Genomic DNA, 20,324 nt, shown 5'->3' on the forward strand with positions numbered 1-20,324 from the left:
CGTATCTTTCGTCATTCGTCTTTCGTCATTGCGAGGAGCGAAGCGACGAAGCAATCCAGTCTATCTCCGCGGATGCATTTCTGGATTGCTTCGCTCCGCTCGCAATGACGAAGGAAGTCTCAATTCCCCTTCACCAGCGGGCAACCGCCCTTGTCGAGCGGGCGGAAGGCTTCGTCGCCGGGAACGGTGGCGATCAGCTTGTAGAGATCCCATTCGCCTTTGGACTCTTCCGGCTTCTTCACCTCGAACAGATACATGTCGTGGACCATGCGGCCGTCGATGCGGATCTTGCCGTTCTTGGCGAAGAAATCGTTGACCGGCGTGGCGCGCATCCTTTCCATCACCTTCGGCGCTTCGTCGGTTTTGATGGCTTCGATCGCCTTCAGATAGTGCATGGTTGCCGAATAGAGGCCGGCCTGAATCATGGTCGGCATGTGGCCGACCTTTTCGTTGAAGCGCTTCGAGAAGGCGCGCGTTTCGTCGTTCATGTCCCAGTAGAACGCGTCGGTGACGATCAGCCCTTGCGTCGCCTTGATGCCGAGCGAATGCGTGTCGGTGATCTCCTGCAACAGCGCGATCATCTTCTGGCCGCCCTGCACCAAGCCGAATTCGGCCGCCTGCTTCAAAGCGTTGGTGGTGTCACCGCCGGCATTGGCCAACGCGACCACCTTGGCCTTCGAGGCCTGGGCCTGGAGCAAGTAGGAGGAGAAGTCCGACGAGTTGAGCGGGTGCCGGACGTCGCCGAGCACCTTGCCGCCGCTTTCCTTGACCACGTTGGCGGCGTCGCGCTCAAGCGCCATGCCGAAGGCGTAGTCGGCGGTGACGAAGAACCAGGTGTCCTCGCCGCGCTTCACCATCGCCTTGCCGGCGACGTTCGACAGCGCGTAGGTGTCGTAGGTCCAGTGCACCGTGTTGGGCGAGCAGGCAACGCCGGTGATGTCGGAGGAGCCGCCGCCGGAATTGATGTTGATCTTGTTCTTTTCGCGCGTCAGCGCCGAGATCGGCAGCGCCACTGACGAGGTGGGTACGTCGAAGATCGCGTCGACCTTCTCGTTGTCGTACCAGTTGCGGGCGATGTTGATGCCGACGTCCGGCTTGTTCTGGTGATCGGCGGCGACCACCTGGACCGGCTTGCCGGCGACCTTGGCGCCGTAATCGGCGACCGCCATTTCGACTGCGGCGAGCGAGCCCTTGCCGGTCGCATCCGCATAGAGGCTCGACATGTCCGTGAGCACGCCGATCTTGACGACATCGTCGGAAATCTGCGCCTGCGCCGTGCCGCAGGATGCGGCGATAGCGAAGCTGGCCGCGACGGCAGCAACGAGTTTTTGCATGTTATTGTTCCCTCAGAGTTATTGTTTTGGGTCTTGTTGCGAGGACTGTTCTAGCGACAAACGGTCGCGGCCGCAAAGCCAAGGACGCATGAAGAGGATTGAGAATAAGTAGGGGTGGACGGTGTTTTTACCCTCTCCCCCTGTGGGAGAGGGTGGCTCGCCGCGCAGCGGCGAGACGGGTGAGGGGTTCTCTCCGCGAGCCTCACTGTCATTGAATAGGCGGATGGATACCCCTCATCCGGCGCTTCGCGCCACCTTCTCCCGCAAGGGGAGAAGGAAGAAGAGCCGGTCAGGCGCTGCCGCCCTTGAGCCGTTCGTTGCGCCGGCGCAAGCCTTCCAGGGTGGCGAGGAGGATGACCGATACCGTGGTCAGAATCACCGCCGCGGCCGTGATGGTCGGGCTGATGTTCTCGCGGATGCCGCTGAACATCTCGCGCGGCAGGGTGCGCTGCTCGGGACCTGCCATGAACAGCACGATCACCACCTCATCGAAACTGGTCGCGAATGCGAACAGTGCGCCCGATGCCAGGCCAGGCAGAATCAGCGGCAGGATCACACGGCGGAACGCCTCAAGCGGCGAGGCGCCGAGTGAGGCGGCTGCGCGTGCCAGATTGGTGTCGAAGCTTTGCAGGGTCGCGCCGACCGTGATCACCACAAAGGGCGTCGCCAGCGCGGTGTGGGCCAGGATCAAGCCGAGATAGCTGCCGGTCAGTCCGATCGGCGCGAAGAAGAAATACAGACCGACCGCGGTGATGACGCCGGGCACGACGACCGGCGACAGCACGAAAGCCAGCACGAGCGGCTTGAACCGGCTCTTCCACTGCGCCAGCCCCAGCGCGGCCAGCGTGCCCAGAACCATCGATAGCACGGTCGAGGCGACGCCGATGATCATGCTGTTCTTCAGCGAATTCATCCAGCGCGGCGAATTGATGAAGTCGTCATACCAGCGCAAGGAGAGGCCCGGCAGCGGATAGGTGAGGTAGGAGCCCGAGCTGAAGGACAGCGGCATGATCGCCAGAATTGGCGCGATCAGGAAGATGAACACCAGTGTCGAGATGACGATGGTCGCGGTCCACGCGATGCGCTGGCTGGGTGTGCGGAGGGAAGAATTGTCGCTCAATTCTTCAGTCCTCCCGTGACCTGCTGTCCCTGCACCAGCTTGCCGTAGACGAGAGCGAGCAGAAGAGTGGCGAGCAGCAGCACTGCACCCAACGCCGAAGCAAGGCCCCAATTGGCCGTCTCGGTTGTGTAGAGCGCGATGAAGTAGCTGATCATCTGATCGGCGGCGCCCCCGACGAGCGCCGGTGTGATGTAGTAGCCGAGCGCCAGGATGAACACGAGCAGGCTGCCCGCGCCGACACCGGGCAGCGTCTGAGGCAGATAGATCCGCAGGAAGGCGGTGAGGGGTGGCGCACCGAGCGAGGCGGCGGCACGCATGTAAGCGGGCGAGATCGCCTTCATGGTGCTGTACAGCGGCAGGATCATGAACGGCAGCAGAACGTGGGTCATCGCCACGCAGACGCCGAAGCGGTTGTAGATCAGCCGCAATGGCTCGTCGATGATGCCGAGCCAGTGCAGGCTGTCGTTCACGACGCCCTTGCTCTGCAACAGCACGATCCAGGCGCAGGTGCGGACCAGAAGCGACGTCCAGAACGGCAGCAGGACGAAGATCATCAGCAGGTTCGACCGGCCCGGCGGCAGCGTCGCCAAGAGGTAGGCGACCGGGAAGCCGAGGATCAGGCAGAGCACCGTGACGCTGAGGCTGATGAGGAAGGTGCGGACGAAAATTTCGCGGTAGATGGCCTGATCCGGCGGGGCCGCGATGATCGCGCCGTCCGCGCTCCGCGTCAGGTCGAGCGCGGACAGAAGGTAGAAGCCGGTCACCGGGCCACTGGCGTCCTTGATCGTCGTCCAGGTGGTGCGTTCGCGCCAGGCCGGGTTGATCTTGCCCAGCGTCTCCCTGGCCGTGCCGGGCTCCGGCGCCGCCTTCAGATTGCGTGCGGTGCTTGTGAGGATCGTGCGAAAACCGTTCAGCGCGTAGTTGAGCCGCTTGGCCGCGACGGCGATGGTGCCGGCGGCGCGCGCCGCAATGATGTCGTTGGCAAGCGCTGCATAGGCCTTTTCGTCCGGCAGGTCCTTGCCGTCCCAACTGGCGAGAGCCGCGATCGTTTGCGGCAGAACCTGACGCACCTCCCGGTCGTCGACCGCGCGCCACAGCATGCCGGCGATCGGACCTGCAAAGGTAAAGAGCAGGAAGACGAGAAGCGGCAGCACCAGCGCCAATGCCTTGACCTGGCGTGTCCGCTCCGCGCGCCTCAATCGGCGCTTGAGCGGCACCTCGGTCGACGCATCGGCGCCGGTCAGAAGCGCATCCGTCATGAGACGAGCCTTGCGGGCCGCGCTATTTCGCGGCCCATTTGTTGAAGCGCTCGGTCAGGCGGTCGATGTTCTCGAGCCAGAAGCCAACGTTGATCTCGACCGCGTTCTTGATGTTGTCAGGCGCTGTCGGCAGGTTCTTCAGGACGGCGGGCTGGATCAGAGCGGCTGCATCCTTGTTCGAGGTGCCATAGGCAATGTTCTCCGACAGCTTCGACTGGTTCTCCGCCTTGCCGGCGAAGTCCAGGAACTTGTAGGCTGCGTCCTTGTTCGGGCTACCCTTCAGGATGACCCAGCTGTCGAGGGTGAAGAGCGCTCCGTCCCACACCATGCCGAAATTCTTCTTGTCGTTCTTGTTCGCGGTGTCGATGCGGCCATTGTAGACCGAGGTCATCGCCACCTCACCGGAGGCGAGCAATTGCGGCGGCTGGGCGCCGGCCTTCCACCAGACGATGTCGCCCTTGATGGTGTCCAGCTTCTTGAAGGCGCGATCGACACCCTCGTCGGTCGCCAGCACCTTGTAGACATCCTTCGGCGCGACGCCATCGGCCATCAGCGCAATCTCCAGCGTGGTCTTCGGGCCCTGACGCAAGGCGCGCTTGCCCGGAATCTTCTTGGTGTCGAAGAAGTCAGCCCAGCCGGCGGGCGCGTCCTTCAGCTTGTCCTTGTCGTAGCCGAGAACGAAATCGTAGAGGATGGCGCCGACGCCGCAGGGGTTGACGGAGGGCGGTATATAGGCGGCCTCACCGCCGATCTTGGAGTAATCCAGCTTCTCGAACAGGCCTTCCTCGCAGCCGACCGCGAGTTCGTCGCTCTCGACCTGGACGACGTCCCAAGTGGCGGCGCCGCCCTGCACCTTGGCGCGCAGCACGCCGACGCCGCCGTCCCAGGACTCGTCGTTCATCGGAGCACCAGCTGCCTTCTTGAACGGCTCGAAATAGACCTTCTTCTGCGCATCCTGATAGGCGCCGCCCCACGACACCACGGTAAGGTCGCGCGCCTGCGCGACCGTGACCAGCGCAGCGCTGGCGCTGAACGCCGCGGCGAAACCCAGAGCAATCTTGCCAATCTTGCGCTTCAGCATGGCCTTTGTTCCTTCTTCATGTGAGTAGCGTTGAGGTTGATCGGTTCCGAAATCCTGCAGCGTTGGATCAGACGGGATCGAGGGCCAGGCAGTCCTCCGGGCGGAAGGTGACGAACACGCTTTCGCCAGGTCCTAAGCTGCCATGCCTCAAATTGTCATGCGTCCCCGGCGGAAGCTTGACCATGAACTCCCCGTTGCCGGCGACATCGAGCACGGCCAGCGCGTGGTCGCCGAGATAGATGGTGTTCTGCACCTTGGCCGGCAGGCGGTTCGGTCCGTCGCTGGACGTGCCATCCGGGATTATGGCGATCCGCTCCGGCCGCACAGACAGCGAGGTCGATGCGCCCGCGCCGGATACATTGACCGCCCGTGCGGTTACGGCACCGCCACCGGCCAGCGCGACGCGGCAATAGTCCTTGTCGATCGTCTCGACGGTGCCGGCCAGCACATTGTTCTCGCCGATGAAGTGGGCGACGAAGCTGTTCACCGGATGCTCATACAGCGCATCGGGCCTGTCGATCTGCTGCACGATGCCGTCGTTGAACACGGCGATGCGGTCCGACATGGTGAGCGCTTCGCTCTGATCGTGGGTGACGTAAACGACGGTGATGCCCATCGTCTCGTGCAGTTGCTTGATTTCCAGTTGCATCTGCTCCCGCAGGCGCTTGTCCAGGGCGCCCAGCGGCTCGTCCATCAGCACGAGTTGCGGATTGAAGACCAGTGCGCGGGCCAGCGCCACGCGCTGCTGCTGGCCGCCGGACAGCTGCCCGGGCCGCCGCTGCGCCAGGGCTTCCATCTTGATCATGCGCAACGCCGCACTTACGCGCTCCTGCGCTTCCGCCTTGTTCGTCTTGCGAACGGATAGCGGGAAGGCGATATTCTCCGCGATCGTCAGGTGCGGAAACAACGCATAGTTCTGGAACACCATGCCGATGTCGCGCTTGTGCGGCGGCACGTTTTTGATCGGCCGTTCCGCGAGGTAGATCTCGCCCTGGGTCGGAACCTCGAAGCCAGCCAGCATCATCAGCGTGGTCGTCTTGCCCGAGCCTGACGGGCCGAGCAGGGTGATGAACTCGCCCTTCCTGATTTCGAGATCGAGGTTCTTCACCACGAGGTTCTCGCCATCGTAGGTCTTCTGAATGCCGGAAAAGCGTACCAGTGCCGGCGCGGGCGTGACCATGCCGGCTTCCATGTTGTCCTCGCGCGGTCCCCTAAAGTGCTGTCAGCACCTCGTCCGAGGTTGCGAGGAATAGCTTAGCATCCTCCGGTGAGAATGCCAGCGGCGCAAGCGACGCGCGCGGGCCCGGTGAGTGAAGGCGCTCTCACATCCCCGACAGCTTCGTCACATATACGTTCAGCGTGCCGCCGGCTTCCGCGACGATGCGCAGCGTCTTCGAGTCGAAGGCGATGTCGGCGAGCGTCAGGCTGCTGATATTGGCTTCGACCTTCAGTCCGTCCTCGCTCTTCTGGTAGTCGGCGATCACGGCCGCGATCTTCTCGCGGGCGTTGGCGGCGATCGGCTTCAGGTCGAGCGACGCCTTCTGCACCAGCGCCTGCTGCATCTGCGGAACCACCGCGCGCGCCGCGGCGCCGAGCAAGCCGAAGGCGGCCTCGGATTCGACCGCGAGCTGGATGTCGGCGAGCCGCAGCGTCTGCTGCGCCTGGTCGAGCATGGGCCGGCCCCAGATGTGCACGGTCGCCTCGGCGCCGAGGCCGAGCCAGCTCTTCTTCTCCTTGGCGCGCACCAGCAGCGAGATCAAAAGCCGTTCGCCCGACGGGACCACGTTGACGCTCTTCACGGTGACGTCGACCGGACCGGAGCCGTCCTCGGGATAGGTGTGGCCAACCATCTGCGCTGCGATCAGCTTGTTGATCTCGGTGAAGGGCACGTCGATCGGCACTCCGATGTTCACGCCGGTGCCGGTCGGCGGCACGATCGATATCTTGTCGGGGAACGGGCAGTCCGGCGTGGTCGGCGTCGTGGTGACGCGCGTCTCGGCCTCCAGGCCGAGCAGCAGCGTCACGGCTTGCGCATCGACGCGCGGCTGCGTCGCGATCGCCCGCACCGGCTTCATCTCGAGCCAGAGCGGCGGCAGCGCGGCCGAGGAGCCGGTGCCTTGCAGCGGGATCGAGCGGCACGCCTTAGCCCATTGCGTCTTCGCGTTGTCGCGCAGGCTCGGGTCATTGCGAATGCGCTCGGAGACGACGTTGAGCTGCTCGCCGACCGTCTTGTCGATCAGCGGCTTCACCTGCGCCGGCACGTTGACCTTGGCGCCCGCGACCGACAGATCGGTATTGCCGAGATTGACCTGCGCGCCGAGATTGGGTTCGAGATGCCAATTGGCGGCGAGTTTCGGGCGCGAGGTGACGACCACGTTGCCCTTGATCTCGGCGCTGGCGTTCAGGTTCTTGATATTGACCGCGCCGATCCGTTTTGCCGCGTCACCGCCGAGCACGCTGCCCAGTGCATCGCCGAGCGCGCCGGTGGCTTTCGCCGACAACGACCCCGTCACGTTCAGCTTGCCGGTGAGCGGCGTCGACAGCGTCAGCACGTCCTTGTCGCCGACAGCCGACATCGGTCCCCGGACGGCAGTCCAGCCGATATCGGCGTTCTGCAGGATCTGCGAGATCGGATTGTCGGCCTTGCCGGCGAAATTGCGCGGTGAGGCTTTCTCGGCCTGGTCCCGGATCGCCGAGAGCGCGATCGCCACCGGCGCCACCACGATCGAGTTGCGCGAGGTGGGCGGCAGCGGCGGCAGTTGCACCACCGCCGGCGCCGAATTGGTCGCGCGTGGCGACAGCCAGTCCATTGCCTTCAGGCTGACGAAAAACGACGCTGCGAGCACCGCAACGGCAATCAGGACAGTCTTCAAGTTCAACGTCAGACGCATCAATCCCCCAGGCCGCCCGGACCAGAGTTTATAGGGCAGGCGAGGGGGGCGCTAGAGCGCACCGATGGGGTGGAATTGGGGCGAATGGGTTAACGGCTAGCACCTTGCCGTTACCGTCTATTCCTCATTGAGGATCAGCTCGCCTGGGACGGCGGACCGCTCTCACCTTGCCGGCGCTTCCGCCGCCGCAGAACAAGCGATCGCCGCCGTCGGACTCCAGTCCCGAGACCATCGTCCCGGCAGGCAGGTCGAGCTGCTCCAGCACCTTTCCGGTGTCGGGATCGATCCGCCGCACGTCGCTGTCGTCGCCTTCCCAGGTGCCATGCCAGAGCTCGCCGTCGACCCAGGTCACGCCGGTGACGAACCGCTTGCTTTCGATGGTGCGAAGCACAGCTCCCGTTTCCGGATCGATCTGGTGGATCTTGCGCTCGCGGTATTGTCCGACCCAGAGCGAACCTTCGGCCCAGGCCAATCCGGAGTCGCCACCGCCGCCGGGCGCCGGGATCGTGGTGAGCACTTTGCCGGTCGCTGCGTCGATCTTCTGGATGCGATCCTCCGCGATCTGGAACAGGTGGCGGCCGTCGAACGCCGTGCCCGCATGCGCGGCGACATCGATTGAGCGCGCGATCTTACCGTTGGCCGGATCGAGGCCATTCAATTTGTCGCCGGATGCGAACCAGACATGCGTGCCGTCATAGGTGACGCCATGCACGTTCTCGACGCCCGCGAAGGGCCCGTACTCCCGGATGATTTCGGCGGCTGAACGCTTCATGTGCTCGATCCCTGTGAGACGGTCTCACCTTACGTCCTGAGGAGCGGTCCGGGGAGTAACAAGCCTGTCGGGAAACCAGGGACCGGCGGGGTCATCCAGCGGCGCGCCCGGCCGCGTCCGAACGACTGCACCTTGTTCGATTCCGCGAGTTGCTCCAGCGCCCGCTGCACGGTGCGTGGGCTCATCCCAAGCGCCAGCGCGAGCGCCGAGCTCGACCAGGGCTCGCCGTCGGCGAGAAAGGCGAGCACGGCGGCATGCTTCTCCTCGACCGGCCGGGCCAGCACGAGGACGTCGCGCGTCTTCCGCGGCGCCAGCACGAAACCCCGCTTCGTCGCGCTGACATCGGCCAGCGGCTTGAGCTCGGCGCGGAGCCGCCCGATCTCGACGCGCAACCTCGCGCGATGCGATTCATCGGCGTGCTTCGCCCGGAACGCGCCGGCGATCAGGGTCTCGCGCGAGACATCCGCGGGCCATGCCTGCGCCAGGAGGCGGGCGAGCGCGAACAGCACTGGCCGTGTTCCGAGTGATACGATGCGGCCTTGCCTGCGCAGGGCATGATGAAAGGTATCTACGACGAGTGCCGTCGAGGTCGCCAGTCTTTCGACCTCCCCGAGCAACAACGGGTGTTCGCTGCCGCGTGTGATCAGGCGCGCCGCCGGCGTGTTGAGGATGAGGTTCGCAGCGTCGACCTCGGCCATGAGCGCCGGGATTTTCGCCTGCCGGGCTGCGTGAGCCGCGCGGTCGAGCGCGGCGCGCGCATCTTGCGTTCGGAGCCGCCTGATTGCGATGCCCGCGACGACGAGCTCGCGGACGACTTGCGATGCAGGCGGGAGCGGAGAGGGGCTGAGCTCGGCCAGCGTGCGCTCGGCTTCGTCGGGACGCCCGACAAGGAGAAGACGGCGCGCCTCGATGTGACCCGCATGCGCAGCATTGGCGAGATCGCCGTGCTTTTCGAGCGTCGCGCGCGCCGTCGCGAGCGTTTTCACCGGCCAGCTCAGGTCCCGCGAAACCAGCGCGATCTCGGCCTCGGCCACCACGCATCTTGCGCGCGCGACCGCTTCTCTCGGACCGAACGCGCGAGCCGCGCTACGCAGCAGCGTCTTGGCCTTCGCGAGGTCGCCGAGCTGCGCCATCGCGATGCCGCGCAGAGCCAGCGACGGTGCATCGTTGCGCAGCGCAACACGGTTCAGCGCACCGAGCGGATCGCCGGCTTCGAGTGCACGCGCGGCGGCCGTGATCAGCGACTCCATGTAAATCCCGCCACACTTGTTACTCCCACTGCGCAACCGCTTGGTGCCAGAAATCGTTGACGGCCGACAATGTGCGGTGAGCAAGAGGTTTGGAGAGCCATGATGACATCAGTTGAAAAAGCAGGAACTAACGCCACCATGCAAACACCGCCGGTGGTGTCGCCGCAAGACTGGGAGGCAGCCCGTCAGCAACTGCTCGTGAAGGAAAAGGCGCATACCCGCGCCCGCGACGCACTTGCCGCCGAACGCCGGCGCATGCCGTGGATGGAAGTGGACAAAACCTACGCATTCGAGGCGCCTTCGGGCAAGGCCAGTCTGCTCGATCTGTTCCAGGGCCGAAAGCAGCTCATCCTGTACCGGGCCTTCTTCGAGCCAGGCGTGTTCGGCTGGCCGGATCACGCCTGCCGCGGCTGCTCCATGGTGGCTGACCAGGTCGCCCATGTCTCGCATCTGAACGCCCGTGACACCACGCTCGTCTTCGCCTCTCGGGCGCCGCAAGCGGATATCGCGCGGCTGAAGACGCGGATGGACTGGAACATCCCATGGGTCACCATCACCGACAGTTTTGATGCCGATTTCGGCGTCGGCGAGTGGCACGGGACCAACGTGTTCTACCGCGACGGCGACCGCATCTTCCGCACCTATCTGATCAAAAGCCGCGGCGACGAGCAGATGGGCGGCACCTGGAACTATCTCGACATCACCCCGCTTGGCCGCCAGGAGCCATGGGAGGATTCCCCGGCAGGTTATCCGCAGTCCCCGACCTACAAATGGTGGAACTGGAACGACAGCTACGCGGAGGGTGCTGCGCCCGACAAGAAATGGGTCGAGGTGTCGGACGCCGGAGAGAAGGCGCTCCGCGAGAAGAGCGCGCAGTGACCGAGACCCATTCCGCCAGCGCGGCCCCCGACGCCGGCCGTGATGGCGGAGAGGTCGTGGCCGCTTCTCACCTCGCCAGATGGCTGGGTCTTGCGGCCACGCCGACCTTCGCGGTCATGGCCGTGCTGACCGCCGTTCTCGGCGGCGGGCCGACGGACATGCTCTGCTCCGCCGGCCACGGGATGTCGCTCGGCGGGATGGCGCCGATGTATCTGCTGATGAGTGCGTTTCACGCAGCGGCGTGGCTGAGGCTGGTTTCGGAGTGGCGAGGCACCGTCGGCCAGTGAGGACGACGGCCAGCACAAGCGGGAATGGCCTCGGCATTACCGGGGCTGCGTCGCGCCGCTTTCGTCGAAGAACAAGGTCATCAGGATCTCATCGAGATATCGGCCGTCGTGTTTCAGCGCCTTCACCCCGCGACCGTATTCGACGAACCCGGCTGCCGCGTAGAGTCGCAAGGCGGCCTGATTCTCGCTGACGACGACGAGTTGGAGCTGCTCGACCCGCTTTGCAGCGTGCGCTGCGACCGCGTCGACGAGGAGCCGCCCCGTGCCGGATTTCCGCGCCTGCGGCCGCACATACATGCCCCACAGAACCGCCTTGTGTGCGGTCTTCGCGCCGTCCTCCCGGCGGAAGCCGGCGGTCCCCACGAGGTCGCCCCCGATGAATGCGCCGAACACGTCCGATGTCGTGAGACGCTCCTCGAACCATGCGAGCGGCTTGTTCTGCTCGCGTTGGAGCGTGCTGGTAAAAGCTTCGGGATGGTTCGCAAGCGCTTCCAGCCTGATAGCACGGTAGCGAACGGCGTCGGCGGGTGTGAGCAGTCTGATTGCAAGGCTGGGGGCGGCAGAAGTCGTCATATCGGGTCGATGTCCATCAGGGCGCGGCGCGGCTCAGGAGGAGACCATGAGGACCACAGCGACGCAATTGCCGGTTGCCGCCCTGGAGCGGCTGATCGCCGATCCGCCTGCTATCGCCCGCCCACCGATTGCAGATACGCGACAACCTTGGCGGCGTCGTCCGGCGAAACCCCGCCATAGGGCTGCATCTTGTTGCCTGATACGACCTCCTCCGGCTTGACGATGAAGCGTGCGAGCTTGTCCTGATCCCAGACGATGCCGGCATCCTTCATTGCGGGAGAATAGTTGTAGTCCGGCAGCGAGCCTGCCTTCCGTCCGACAATCTTGCTGAGATTGGGACCTAGGCGATTGTCGCCCTCCTTCACCGAGTGGCAGGTGCGACAGGAATTGTTGAACGCCTGCTGCGCCGCGTCGTTGCTCGCCGGCTGCTGCGCGAGCGAAGCGGGCGCAGATGCAAGCCAAATCAATCCTCCACTGGAGGCGATCAAGGCGAGCCATCTGCTTCGCGATGTTTGCAGGCGTGATTGCATCTGCGCCTCCATCAGAATCGCTCCCACGCAAGCGAGGTCGCTCTGAGAGCATCATGCAAACGAAAACGGCCCCGTTGGGTTCCGGGGCCGTTTGCGTCACAATGTCCTGTCGCTTACCGCGTCGCGGCGCCGAGGTCGGCCCTGCGCTCACTCATCGGCAGCACGATTACCTTGGTGCCGACGTTGACGCGGGAGTAGAGGTCGGAGACGTCGTCATTGGTCAGGCGGATGCAGCCGGACGAGACGTGCTTGCCGATGGTGTCGGGGGCGTTGGTGCCGTGGATGCGGTAGACGGTGCCGCCGAGATACATCGCGCGGGCGCCGAGCGGGTTGCCGGGGCCGCCGGCCATGTGGCGCGGCAGATAGGGCTGGCGCTGGATCATCTCCGGCGGCGGGGTCCAATCCGGCCACTCGGCCTTCTTGGTCACCGACTGGGTGCCGGACCAGGTGAAGCCGTCGCGGCCGACGCCGATGCCGTAGCGGACGGCCTGGCCGTTACCGAGCACGTAATAGAGATAGGTGTTGGGCGTATCGATGATGATGGTGCCCGGTGCTTCGCGCGTCGCGTAAGCAACGGTCTGGCGGCGGAAGCGGGCCGGCGTTTCGACGGCGTCCTGATCCTCGGACGGCGCGGTCTGGTAGGTCGGCGCCTGATAGGGCTGGTAAGGCTGAACCGGCTGCGGCGCGGTCATTTGCGGCAGCGGCTGGAAGAACGGGAAAAGCTGCACGGGCGCAGCCTTGGCCGGGCCGGCAAACGCGATTGCGGAGAGCGCCACTGCACTGACAGCAACGGCGCGCGAATACGTCTTGAACGTGTCCAGATTGAACATTGGTCGCCCCTGTTTGCGCGGTGTTCCTTGGTCACCCCGGCACCGTTTCGGTGCTCCGTTGCCTAAATCACTAACGACAAAAAGTTTCGGGACGTTTGCGCGGAAAACCGAAAACGGTTTCGTCGTGGCAAGGATTGTTTCATGACAGTTTCGTGGCCTGGCCAGCCCGTTAACGAACAAAACGGCCGGCCGACACTTCTGTGACGTCACACGCCTGAAATATCCGTGGTTGATGGTCCTAAGCCGAGAATCATCAAACTCTCGGGATTTTCCCATGCGGGTATTAATCGCGACTGACGCCTGGCATCCGCAGGTCAACGGTGTGGTCCGGACGCTGACCTCGCTCGCGGCGGCCGCCAAGGCCCTCGACGTCGATGTCGACTTCCTGACGCCGGACGGTTTTCGGTCATGGCCGCTGCCGACCTATCCGGGCCTGCGCGTTGCGCTGCCAAGCGGAAAAGAGATCGCGCGGCGGATCGAGAAGGCCGCGCCGGAAGCGCTGCACATCGCGACCGAGGGCCCGATCGGCTGGGCCGCGCGGGCTTATTGCCGCCGCAACGGGCTCGCCTTCACCACATCCTACACCACGCGCTTTCCGGAATATGTCTCGGTGCGGACGGGCATCCCCGCCGCCGTCGGCTATGCCGTGCTGCGCCACTTCCATGATGCTGCCGCAATGACCATGGTGGCGACGCCGTCGCTGCGGCAGGAGCTCTCCGGGCGCGGCTTCAAGCGGCTCGGCTTCTGGGGGCGCGGCGTCAACACCGAGCTGTTCCACCCCGACGATCCCGCAACGCTCGATCTGCCGCGTCCGATCTTCATGACGATGGGGCGCGTGGCGGTGGAGAAGAATCTCGAGGCGTTCCTCTCGCTCGATCTGCCCGGCACCAAGGTCGTCGTCGGCGACGGCCCGCAGAGGGCGGCGCTCGAAAAGAAATATCCGGACGCGGTCTTCCTCGGCGAGAAGAAGGGCGCGGATCTCACCTCGCATCTTGCTGCGGCCGACGTGTTTGTCTTCCCGAGCCTCACCGACACGTTTGGCGTGGTGCAACTCGAAGCGCTCGCTTGTGGCACGCCGGTTGCGGCGTTTCCGGTGACGGGCCCGAAGGACGTCATCGCCGATCATCCGATCGGCGCGATCGACAACGATCTGCGCGCCGCCTGTCTGCGCGCGCTCACCATGTCGCGCGAGACCTGCCGCAACTTCGCGCTGGAGCGCTCCTGGGAAAACAGCGCGCGCCAGTTCGTCGGCAATCTCACCTCACTGCAACCCAGCCGCATCCTGCGCGCCTCGCCGGTCATGGCGCGGCGGCCGGTGCGCGGTTGATCCTTTCTTTTGAACCACAGCGAGAACCTCATCGATGGCTAAGATCATGAACCTTGACGGCACCCAGCAGCTCGACCTCACCCGTGGTACGGTCGAGCAGGCCTATGATCGCTGGGCGCCGGTCTATGACCTCGTGTTCGGCGGCGTGTTCGCCAAGGGCCGGCAGGCGGCGATCGCGGCGACCAACAAGATCGGCGGCCGCGTGCTCGAGGTCGGCGTCGGCACCGGCATCTCGCTGCCGCTCTACGCGCCTCATCTGCGCATCTTCGGCACCGACATTTCGGAGGCGATGCTGGACAAGGCACGGCAGCGCGTCACCGAGGGCAAGCTGAAGAACGTCGAGGGTCTCGCGGTGATGGACGCCGAGAAGCTCGAGTTTCCCGACAACTCATTCGACGTCGTGATGGCGCAATATGTCGTCACCGCCGTGCCGAATCCGGAAGTCGCGCTCGATGAATTCGCGCGCGTGCTGCGTCCGGGCGGCGAGCTGATCATCCTCACCCGCGTCAGCGCCGATGCCGGCGTGCGTCGCTTCATTGAGCAGAAGCTCCAGCCGGTGGTGCGCCCGCTCGGTTTCCGCACCGCCGAGTTCGCCTGGTCGCGTTATGCGAAGTGGCTGGCCGGCGCCAACGGCATCGAGCTCGCCGAGCGCCGCCTGATTCCGCCGCTCGGCCATTTCTCGCTGGTGCGCTTCCGCAAGGTCGACGTCGCCAAGGCGGCTTGAGCAAGGCGGCGTGAGCCGCCACTTGCGTTCGCGTGCGTCATCGCGTCGCTGCACGTCGTCACATGACAAAATGATGATGTCACACGGCGTACATCGAATCTCTGTAAATCCCGTACCCGAAAGCATTTTGGGGGAGAGCATGATCAAGAATTATCTCGAGCAGCTGCGGATCCAGCGCTGGGACGACCATCGCTACTATCACCACAGCCGCATCAATCAGAGCCTGCACTTCGTCAGCGCGCTGAGCTTCCTCTTTGCCTATCTCTGGCTGTTCGTCGATCCGATGATCTCGGCGCTGGTCGGCTGGCTGGTCTCGATGACCTCGCGCCAGGCCGGTCACTTCTTCTTCGAGCCGCATGATTTCGACCACATCAACCAGGCGACCCACGAATACAAGGAAGACATCAAGGTCGGCTACAACCTTCAGCGCAAGGTTGTGCTGATGGCGATCTGGGCGCTGTCGCCGCTGGTGCTGTTCGTCGATCCGACCCTGTTCGGCTTGTTCACGCCGTGGGCGAGCGCGGCCGACTTCATGCGCCAGGTCGCCAAGATCTGGCTCGTGATCGGCGGCGGCGGTCTCCTGTTCCGCACCGTGCACCTGTTCTTCATCCGCGACGTCGAGACTGGTCTGGTCTGGATGACCAAGATCCTGACCGACCCCTTCCACGATCTGATGCTCTATCGCAACGCGCCGATGGCGCTGATGCGCGGCGAGCTGATGGATCCCGGCCTGCATCTCAACCCCGAGCACACGCTGGGCCTCATCTCCGAGCCCACGCTCGAAGAGCAGCACGCCTGAGCGCGCTGTTCTCACCAAACACTCCGATGTCTGATGGTTGCGTCATGCCCGGCCTTGTGCCGGGCATCCACGTCTTGGGGGCTTCTTCGCCTCGCCCCGCGTGCGGTCGGGCAATCGCATATGGTGCACACAACGCAGCGGCATCGGCGGTAGGCTCCCTCTCCCGCTTGCGGGGGAGGGCTGGGGCGGGGGTGTCTCCGCGTCGGGATTGTCGAGGATTACTGAGGGTGTCCCTGTGTGGCGAGAACCCTCACCCGCCGCGCTCTGCGAGCGCGTCGGCCTCTCCCGCAAGCGGGAGAGGCGGAGCAAGCCCGCGCAGTGCGGCCTCAGCGCCCGAAGCGCTTGGCCAGCATCTCTTTCAGGATCTGCCGCTTGATGTTCTTGTTGGTCAGCACGCCATCGTGCCACCAAAAGCCATCGGCCTTCATCTTCTCGGCGGCGCGCACGAAGCGCTCGGAGACCTCGGCGAAATCGGCATCGGTGTAGTTCAGGCTGAAGATCAGCCGTCCGGTGCCGACCCAGCTCAGCGACAGGCCCTCGGCGCGCAGATAGTATTGCAGCATCCAGTTGTAGCGGGACGGCGTGGTGTATTTCACCGTCCAGATCGACGAGAAGTTGGCGAACCGCACCGGCAGGCCGGCATCGCTCATCATCTGGTTGAGTTTTTGTCTGCGGCCGTTCCAGGTGGCGTCCAGCCCGTCATAGATGGCGCGGAAGTTCGGGCTGGCGAGCCGGCTCAGGAACTCGTCCATCGCCGTCATGACGTAGGGGTGCGAGTTGAAGGTGCCGCGGGCGAAGCAGACGTCGGCGGGGCGATCGTCGCGGAAGCGACGCATCAGCTCCTTCTTGCCGCAGACGACGCCGACCGGCAGGCCGCCGGCGAGGCTCTTGCCGTAGGTCACCATGTCGGCCTTGACGCCGAAATATTCCTGGGCGCCGCCGGGGGCGAGACGGAAGCCGACGAAGACCTCGTCGAAGATCAGCACGATGCCGCGCTCGGTGCAGACCTCGCGCAGCTTCTTCAGCCATTGGGTATAGGCCGCGCGGTCGAAATTGCCGCCGCGGGAGGAATCGACCAGCGAGGAATCGCCGGGGGCGTTGCCGTTCGGATGCAGCCCCTGGAGCGGATTGACCAGCACGCAGGCGATGTCCTTGCGCGTGCGCAAAACGTGCAGCGTCTTCTCCGACATTTCGGCGAGGGTGTAGGTCTCGTGCGCGGTAATCGGATTGCCGACGCCGGGCTGCACGTCGCCCCACCAGCCGTGATAGGCGCCGGCAAAGCGGACGAGATGGGTACGCTTGGTGTGATAGCGCGCGAGCCGCACCGCCTGCATCACGGCCTCGGTGCCCGACATGTGGAAGGAGACTTCGTCGAGGCCCGAGATCTGGCAGAGCCGTTGCACGTTCTCGAGGATGACGGGATGGTAGGGCCCGAGCACCGGTCCGAGCGCGTGCGCGCGTTTCTCGGATCCCTCGATGCACTCCTTGTAGAAATCGTTGCCGAAGATATTGACGCCGTAGGAGCCGGTGAGGTCGTAGAAGGTGTTGCCGTCGACATCGGTGACGGTGACGCCGCTCGAGGACTCCATGAAGGTCGAGGTGCCCAAATTCTCGCGGACGAGACGCGAGAACTGGAACGGCACGCGGTAGGTTTCGGTGAAGTTCAGGTCGGAGATCTTTTCCGCCGCTTCCTGCGTCATCGCGCGGCCCTTGGGGTAGCGCTCGGCGTAAAGTGCCGCGAGACGGAAGAAGGCGTCCTTGCGCTGCGTGGCGATGTTCGCCGGCGCGCCGTCGCAAGAGAAGTAGTCGTTGTCTCCGAACTCGTAGAACGGGAGCAGCTTTGCCACCCGCCGCGACATCTTGGAGTGCCCGGCGAGCGAGCGATGCTTGGCGCGGGACAGTGCGATCCGCGCCTTGAGCTTCGGGAAGGCGGCGGCAGCGGACGCTGCGGCGGCCACGGAAAATGAGAGAATCGGGAGTGTCGTTTCCATGACAACAAGCGCTAATACTGCGAGCTGACAGATTCATGACAGTCAAAGCCCTCATCGCCTCTTTCACCCAGCAGGAAGACCTCAACTTCCTGTTGACCAACCGCATCCCCCGCGCCGCGCTGACCCGCTTCATGGGCTGGTTCTCCAAGATCGAGAATCCGTTTGTACGGGACGGCTCCATCGCGCTGTGGAAGCTGTTCTCTGACCTCGATCTGTCGGAGGCGCGGAAGACCCACTTCAAGAGCCTGCACGATTGCTTCACCCGGGAGCTCAAGCCGGACCTGCGGCCCTTTGATCCCGATCCGGCGGTCGTCGCCAGCCCCTCGGACGGCATCGTTGGCGCTCACGGGCGGATCGCCGACACCGAGCTATTCCAGGTCAAGGGCGCGCCCTATTCGCTGCTCGACCTGCTCGGCGACCAGGTCCTGGTCGACCAGCACCGCAACGGCTCCTTCGTCACGCTGCGGCTGACGTCCAGCATGTATCACCGCTTTCACGCGCCCTACGATTCGCACATCGAGCGCGTCACCCTGATCCATGGCGACGTCTGGAACGTCAACCCGATCGCGCTGAAGCGGGTCGAGCGGCTGTTCTGCAAGAACGAGCGCGCGGTGATCCGCACGCATCTGTCGACGGGCGAGGCGGTAACGCTGGTGCCGGTGGCCGCGATCCTGGTCGCGAGCATCCGACTGCATTTCCTCGATATGGTGCTGAACGCGCAGACCAAGGGCCCGGTCAATTTTCCCTGCGACGTCAACGTGACCAAAGGCGAGGAGCTCGGCTGGTTCGAGCACGGCTCGACCATCATCATCCTGGCGCCCGGCGATTTTACCTTCTGCGACGGCATCGCCGAAGGCACGCGCATCCGCGCCGGTCAAGCGCTGCTGAGGAAAAACTAGCCTTCAATCTGCCGTGTCGGCCGCCTATATCGTCCGCGGGGACGAATCGATCGACACGGATGTTGTGATGGCGCGGGCGCCGGTGATGGCGGCGGGTGGTATTGTGCTGCGGCGAGGAGCTGTGCCGCTGATCGCGATCGTGCGCCAGCGCAAGCGCAATGAATGGGTTTTGCCCAAGGGCAAGCTCGACGACGGCGAAACGCCGAAACAGGCCGCGCATCGCGAGGTGCTGGAGGAGACCGGCCACGAGGTCGCGATCCACGAATTTTTGGGCACGCTGGTCTATCAGTCGGGCGGGCGATCCAAGGTCGTGCATTTCTGGCGGATGGAGGCCGAGGGCGGCCAGGTCCGCAAGCTGATGAACGACATCAAGGCGGTCGACTGGCTGCCGCTGGATGAAGCCATCGCGCGCCTGTCGCGCGAGTATGAGCGTGCCTTCCTGGTGCAGATCGGTCCGATCGCGCTCGCGGCCGCGGGGCTGGTGTCTTCTCCTGCGGCCGAGTCGACGCCGCTACCGGCGACCGATGACATCGATGCCGCCTTGCAGACGCTGACACCGGCCGAAGCGGCTTCCGTCGACGAACTGCGCCACGGCCTGTTGCAAAAGGTGAGAGCCTGGCTGCGCGGCGAGGCGTGAGGTCTCTTCGCCTCGCCCCGCGTTGACGGTGCACCCTCGCCCCTTGTGAGGGCTTTGCACAATCGGCTGCACGTGATTCTTTGAATCATGGCTGATTCTAGCGAGGGGAGCCATGGTTGAGCGCAATGTCGGTCAGATGAGCTTGGCGGATGGCCTGGTTCGGGCACCGCGAAGCAGCATCCTGGATGAGGTGGAGGCTGTTGTGGATTGGGCGCCGCTGCGCTCGCTGCTTGGCAAGCGGGGCGGCGATGGTGCCGGCAACAGCAGCTATCCGGCGGAAGTCTTGCTTCGCTGCTTGCTCGCCGGGATCTGGCACAATCTGTCTGATCCCGCGCTGGAAGCGGCCATTGCAGACCGGTTGTCGTTCCGCCGCTTTGTTGGTCTGAGCCTGCACGATCAGACCCCGGATCACACGACATTGTGGCGGTTTCGGCAGGAACTCGCCAAGGACGGTCTGATCGAGAAGATCTTCACTGAGATCAATCGGCAGTTGGAGGCCAAGAAGCTGATCCTCAAGCAGGGAACGCTGGTCGACGCCTCGTTAATCGCGGCACGAGCCACTCCGCCCCGCAAGGCACGCAAGGATGGCGAGGATACGCCACCCAAACCATCTGCGGATCGCGATGCTCGCTGGGGCCGGAAAGGCAAAAAGAGCGTGTTCGGCTATAAAATCCACACGGGCGTGGATGCAGGTCACACCCTCATTCGTCGCGTCCATGTGACGGACGCCTCAATCACCGATACCGAGCCAGCGGATCGTCTGTTCTGCGGCGATGAGGCCGCGGTCTATGGCGATCAGGCCTACTACACGCATGCCCGGCACGCGCGTCTTAAAGAAGCTGGCATCAAGGACCGCCTGATGCATCGGCCCAACAAGCATCATCCCGAACTGCCGCCGCGGCAGAAGCTGCGCAACAAACTAATCGCCAAGGTGCGCGCCGCCGTCGAGCGTCCGTACGCCGTGTTCAAGGAGCATTATGGTCTCCGGCGGATGCGCTTCTTCAACTTCGAGCGCAATCAGGTGCACATCGTGCTGGCCTGCTGCGCCTACAACCTACGGCGTGCGGCCGGCGCATTGGCCGCACAACGCCAGGAGTCCGTCTCCGCATGAAAAAACAGAGGACAACAGGGGATGAAATGA

General features: G+C 64.4%; 20 protein-coding genes. 8 read left to right on the forward strand and 12 right to left on the reverse strand.

From position 1 onward, the window contains the following. Positions 1 to 119 precede the first annotated feature (119 nt). The 8 genes from UP06_RS09235 to UP06_RS09270 form a co-directional block, all read right to left on the reverse strand. Positions 120 to 1,334: an ABC transporter substrate-binding protein gene (locus UP06_RS09235; protein ID WP_045002210.1), complete on the reverse strand. Its 1,215-nt coding sequence runs from the start codon at positions 1,332 to 1,334 to the stop codon at positions 120 to 122. Between the two features lie 289 nt (positions 1,335 to 1,623). Then, positions 1,624 to 2,454: an ABC transporter permease gene (locus tag UP06_RS09240; protein WP_045002211.1), complete on the reverse strand. Its 831-nt coding sequence runs from the start codon at positions 2,452 to 2,454 to the stop codon at positions 1,624 to 1,626. Next, positions 2,451 to 3,713, reverse strand: a complete 1,263-nt coding sequence (locus tag UP06_RS09245) for an ABC transporter permease (RefSeq protein ID WP_045002212.1) — start codon at positions 3,711 to 3,713, stop codon at positions 2,451 to 2,453. Before UP06_RS09245 ends, UP06_RS09240 begins: the two co-directional genes overlap by 4 nt. Positions 3,714 to 3,735: 22 nt before the next feature. Further along, positions 3,736 to 4,794, reverse strand: coding sequence for an ABC transporter substrate-binding protein (locus UP06_RS09250; RefSeq protein ID WP_045002213.1), 1,059 nt, complete (start codon positions 4,792 to 4,794; stop codon positions 3,736 to 3,738). A gap of 67 nt (positions 4,795 to 4,861) precedes the next feature. Further along, the gene (locus UP06_RS09255) at positions 4,862 to 5,986 is read right to left on the reverse strand and encodes an ABC transporter ATP-binding protein (protein ID WP_045002214.1); all 1,125 of its coding nucleotides are present in this window, start codon (positions 5,984 to 5,986) and stop codon (positions 4,862 to 4,864) included. Between the two features lie 130 nt (positions 5,987 to 6,116). Beyond that, a complete protein-coding gene (locus tag UP06_RS09260; protein WP_045002215.1) occupies positions 6,117 to 7,685 on the reverse strand; it encodes a DUF4403 family protein in 1,569 nt (522 codons plus the stop codon). Between the two features lie 124 nt (positions 7,686 to 7,809). Continuing rightward, entirely contained in the window at positions 7,810 to 8,457 is a 648-nt protein-coding gene (locus UP06_RS09265) for a Vgb family protein (protein ID WP_045002216.1), read from the reverse strand. A 29-nt stretch (positions 8,458 to 8,486) separates the two neighbouring features. Next, positions 8,487 to 9,707 (reverse strand): winged helix-turn-helix domain-containing protein, encoded by a 1,221-nt coding sequence (locus UP06_RS09270; RefSeq protein ID WP_045002217.1) that lies wholly within the window; start codon positions 9,705 to 9,707, stop codon positions 8,487 to 8,489. A gap of 99 nt (positions 9,708 to 9,806) precedes the next feature. Between UP06_RS09270 and UP06_RS09275 the strand changes: the two genes are divergently transcribed. Continuing rightward, positions 9,807 to 10,586 (forward strand): DUF899 domain-containing protein, encoded by a 780-nt coding sequence (locus tag UP06_RS09275; protein WP_045002218.1) that lies wholly within the window; start codon positions 9,807 to 9,809, stop codon positions 10,584 to 10,586. Then, positions 10,583 to 10,873, forward strand: a complete 291-nt coding sequence (locus UP06_RS09280) for a hypothetical protein (protein WP_045002219.1) — start codon at positions 10,583 to 10,585, stop codon at positions 10,871 to 10,873. Before UP06_RS09275 ends, UP06_RS09280 begins: the two co-directional genes overlap by 4 nt. Before the next feature lie 36 nt (positions 10,874 to 10,909). On the opposite strand, the gene UP06_RS09285 is transcribed toward UP06_RS09280, so the two are convergent. The 3 genes from UP06_RS09285 to UP06_RS09295 form a co-directional block, all read right to left on the reverse strand. Then, positions 10,910 to 11,446 carry a GNAT family N-acetyltransferase gene (locus UP06_RS09285; RefSeq protein ID WP_045002220.1) on the reverse strand — a complete coding sequence of 179 codons (537 nt, stop codon included), beginning with the start codon at positions 11,444 to 11,446 and terminating at the stop codon, positions 10,910 to 10,912. Between the two features lie 110 nt (positions 11,447 to 11,556). After that, a complete protein-coding gene (locus UP06_RS09290; protein ID WP_045002266.1) occupies positions 11,557 to 11,976 on the reverse strand; it encodes a c-type cytochrome in 420 nt (139 codons plus the stop codon). Between the two features lie 113 nt (positions 11,977 to 12,089). Continuing rightward, complete coding sequence (locus UP06_RS09295; RefSeq protein ID WP_045002221.1) at positions 12,090 to 12,806, reverse strand: L,D-transpeptidase; 717 nt, start codon at positions 12,804 to 12,806, stop codon at positions 12,090 to 12,092. A 274-nt stretch (positions 12,807 to 13,080) separates the two neighbouring features. On the opposite strand from UP06_RS09295, the gene UP06_RS09300 reads away from it, so the two are divergent. The 3 genes from UP06_RS09300 to UP06_RS09310 all read left to right on the forward strand — a co-directional run bounded on the left by UP06_RS09300 (position 13,081) and on the right by UP06_RS09310 (position 15,656). Continuing rightward, positions 13,081 to 14,133: a glycosyltransferase family 4 protein gene (locus tag UP06_RS09300; RefSeq protein ID WP_045002222.1), complete on the forward strand. Its 1,053-nt coding sequence runs from the start codon at positions 13,081 to 13,083 to the stop codon at positions 14,131 to 14,133. 34 nt (positions 14,134 to 14,167) lie between these two features. Beyond that, a complete protein-coding gene (locus UP06_RS09305; RefSeq protein WP_045002224.1) occupies positions 14,168 to 14,857 on the forward strand; it encodes a class I SAM-dependent methyltransferase in 690 nt (229 codons plus the stop codon). Between the two features lie 139 nt (positions 14,858 to 14,996). Beyond that, positions 14,997 to 15,656 carry a hypothetical protein gene (locus tag UP06_RS09310; RefSeq protein ID WP_045002225.1) on the forward strand — a complete coding sequence of 220 codons (660 nt, stop codon included), beginning with the start codon at positions 14,997 to 14,999 and terminating at the stop codon, positions 15,654 to 15,656. A 326-nt stretch (positions 15,657 to 15,982) separates the two neighbouring features. Here UP06_RS09310 and UP06_RS09315 read toward each other — a convergent pair whose 3' ends face one another. Next, positions 15,983 to 17,647, reverse strand: a complete 1,665-nt coding sequence (locus tag UP06_RS09315) for an aminotransferase class III-fold pyridoxal phosphate-dependent enzyme (protein ID WP_045002226.1) — start codon at positions 17,645 to 17,647, stop codon at positions 15,983 to 15,985. A 35-nt stretch (positions 17,648 to 17,682) separates the two neighbouring features. Here UP06_RS09315 and asd point away from each other — a divergent pair, with 35 nt between their 5' ends. The 3 genes from asd (at position 17,683) to UP06_RS09330 (ending at position 20,294) form a co-directional block, all read left to right on the forward strand. After that, positions 17,683 to 18,546: an archaetidylserine decarboxylase gene (gene asd / locus UP06_RS09320; protein WP_045002227.1), complete on the forward strand. Its 864-nt coding sequence runs from the start codon at positions 17,683 to 17,685 to the stop codon at positions 18,544 to 18,546. A 67-nt stretch (positions 18,547 to 18,613) separates the two neighbouring features. Then, complete coding sequence (locus tag UP06_RS09325) at positions 18,614 to 19,183, forward strand: NUDIX hydrolase (protein WP_045002267.1); 570 nt, start codon at positions 18,614 to 18,616, stop codon at positions 19,181 to 19,183. Positions 19,184 to 19,295: 112 nt separating this feature from the next. Next, positions 19,296 to 20,294 carry an IS5 family transposase gene (locus UP06_RS09330; protein WP_044999899.1) on the forward strand — a complete coding sequence of 333 codons (999 nt, stop codon included), beginning with the start codon at positions 19,296 to 19,298 and terminating at the stop codon, positions 20,292 to 20,294. Positions 20,295 to 20,324: the final 30 nt, after the last annotated feature.

Origin of the sequence: Bradyrhizobium sp. LTSP857, assembly GCF_000938285.1 — a bacterium.
Taxonomy (GTDB): Bacteria; Pseudomonadota; Alphaproteobacteria; order Rhizobiales; family Xanthobacteraceae; genus Bradyrhizobium.

What these genes read in the sequence shown, in the direction of transcription:
- UP06_RS09285 (WP_045002220.1), bottom strand. Translation starts at nt 11,446, where the DNA reads ATGACGACTTCTGCCGCCCCCAGCCTTGCAATCAGACTGCTCACACCC.
- UP06_RS09250 (WP_045002213.1), bottom strand. Translation starts at nt 4,794, where the DNA reads ATGCTGAAGCGCAAGATTGGCAAGATTGCTCTGGGTTTCGCCGCGGCG.
- UP06_RS09305 (WP_045002224.1), top strand. Translation starts at nt 14,168, where the DNA reads ATGGCTAAGATCATGAACCTTGACGGCACCCAGCAGCTCGACCTCACC.
- UP06_RS09275 (WP_045002218.1), top strand. Translation starts at nt 9,807, where the DNA reads ATGATGACATCAGTTGAAAAAGCAGGAACTAACGCCACCATGCAAACA.
- asd (WP_045002227.1), top strand. Translation starts at nt 17,683, where the DNA reads ATGACAGTCAAAGCCCTCATCGCCTCTTTCACCCAGCAGGAAGACCTC.
- UP06_RS09245 (WP_045002212.1), bottom strand. Translation starts at nt 3,713, where the DNA reads ATGACGGATGCGCTTCTGACCGGCGCCGATGCGTCGACCGAGGTGCCG.
- UP06_RS09260 (WP_045002215.1), bottom strand. Translation starts at nt 7,685, where the DNA reads ATGCGTCTGACGTTGAACTTGAAGACTGTCCTGATTGCCGTTGCGGTG.
- UP06_RS09255 (WP_045002214.1), bottom strand. Translation starts at nt 5,986, where the DNA reads ATGGAAGCCGGCATGGTCACGCCCGCGCCGGCACTGGTACGCTTTTCC.
- UP06_RS09310 (WP_045002225.1), top strand. Translation starts at nt 14,997, where the DNA reads ATGATCAAGAATTATCTCGAGCAGCTGCGGATCCAGCGCTGGGACGAC.
- UP06_RS09235 (WP_045002210.1), bottom strand. Translation starts at nt 1,334, where the DNA reads ATGCAAAAACTCGTTGCTGCCGTCGCGGCCAGCTTCGCTATCGCCGCA.
- UP06_RS09325 (WP_045002267.1), top strand. Translation starts at nt 18,614, where the DNA reads ATGGCGCGGGCGCCGGTGATGGCGGCGGGTGGTATTGTGCTGCGGCGA.
- UP06_RS09295 (WP_045002221.1), bottom strand. Translation starts at nt 12,806, where the DNA reads ATGTTCAATCTGGACACGTTCAAGACGTATTCGCGCGCCGTTGCTGTC.
- UP06_RS09300 (WP_045002222.1), top strand. Translation starts at nt 13,081, where the DNA reads ATGCGGGTATTAATCGCGACTGACGCCTGGCATCCGCAGGTCAACGGT.
- UP06_RS09290 (WP_045002266.1), bottom strand. Translation starts at nt 11,976, where the DNA reads ATGCAATCACGCCTGCAAACATCGCGAAGCAGATGGCTCGCCTTGATC.
- UP06_RS09265 (WP_045002216.1), bottom strand. Translation starts at nt 8,457, where the DNA reads ATGAAGCGTTCAGCCGCCGAAATCATCCGGGAGTACGGGCCCTTCGCG.
- UP06_RS09270 (WP_045002217.1), bottom strand. Translation starts at nt 9,707, where the DNA reads ATGGAGTCGCTGATCACGGCCGCCGCGCGTGCACTCGAAGCCGGCGAT.
- UP06_RS09315 (WP_045002226.1), bottom strand. Translation starts at nt 17,647, where the DNA reads ATGGAAACGACACTCCCGATTCTCTCATTTTCCGTGGCCGCCGCAGCG.
- UP06_RS09330 (WP_044999899.1), top strand. Translation starts at nt 19,296, where the DNA reads ATGGTTGAGCGCAATGTCGGTCAGATGAGCTTGGCGGATGGCCTGGTT.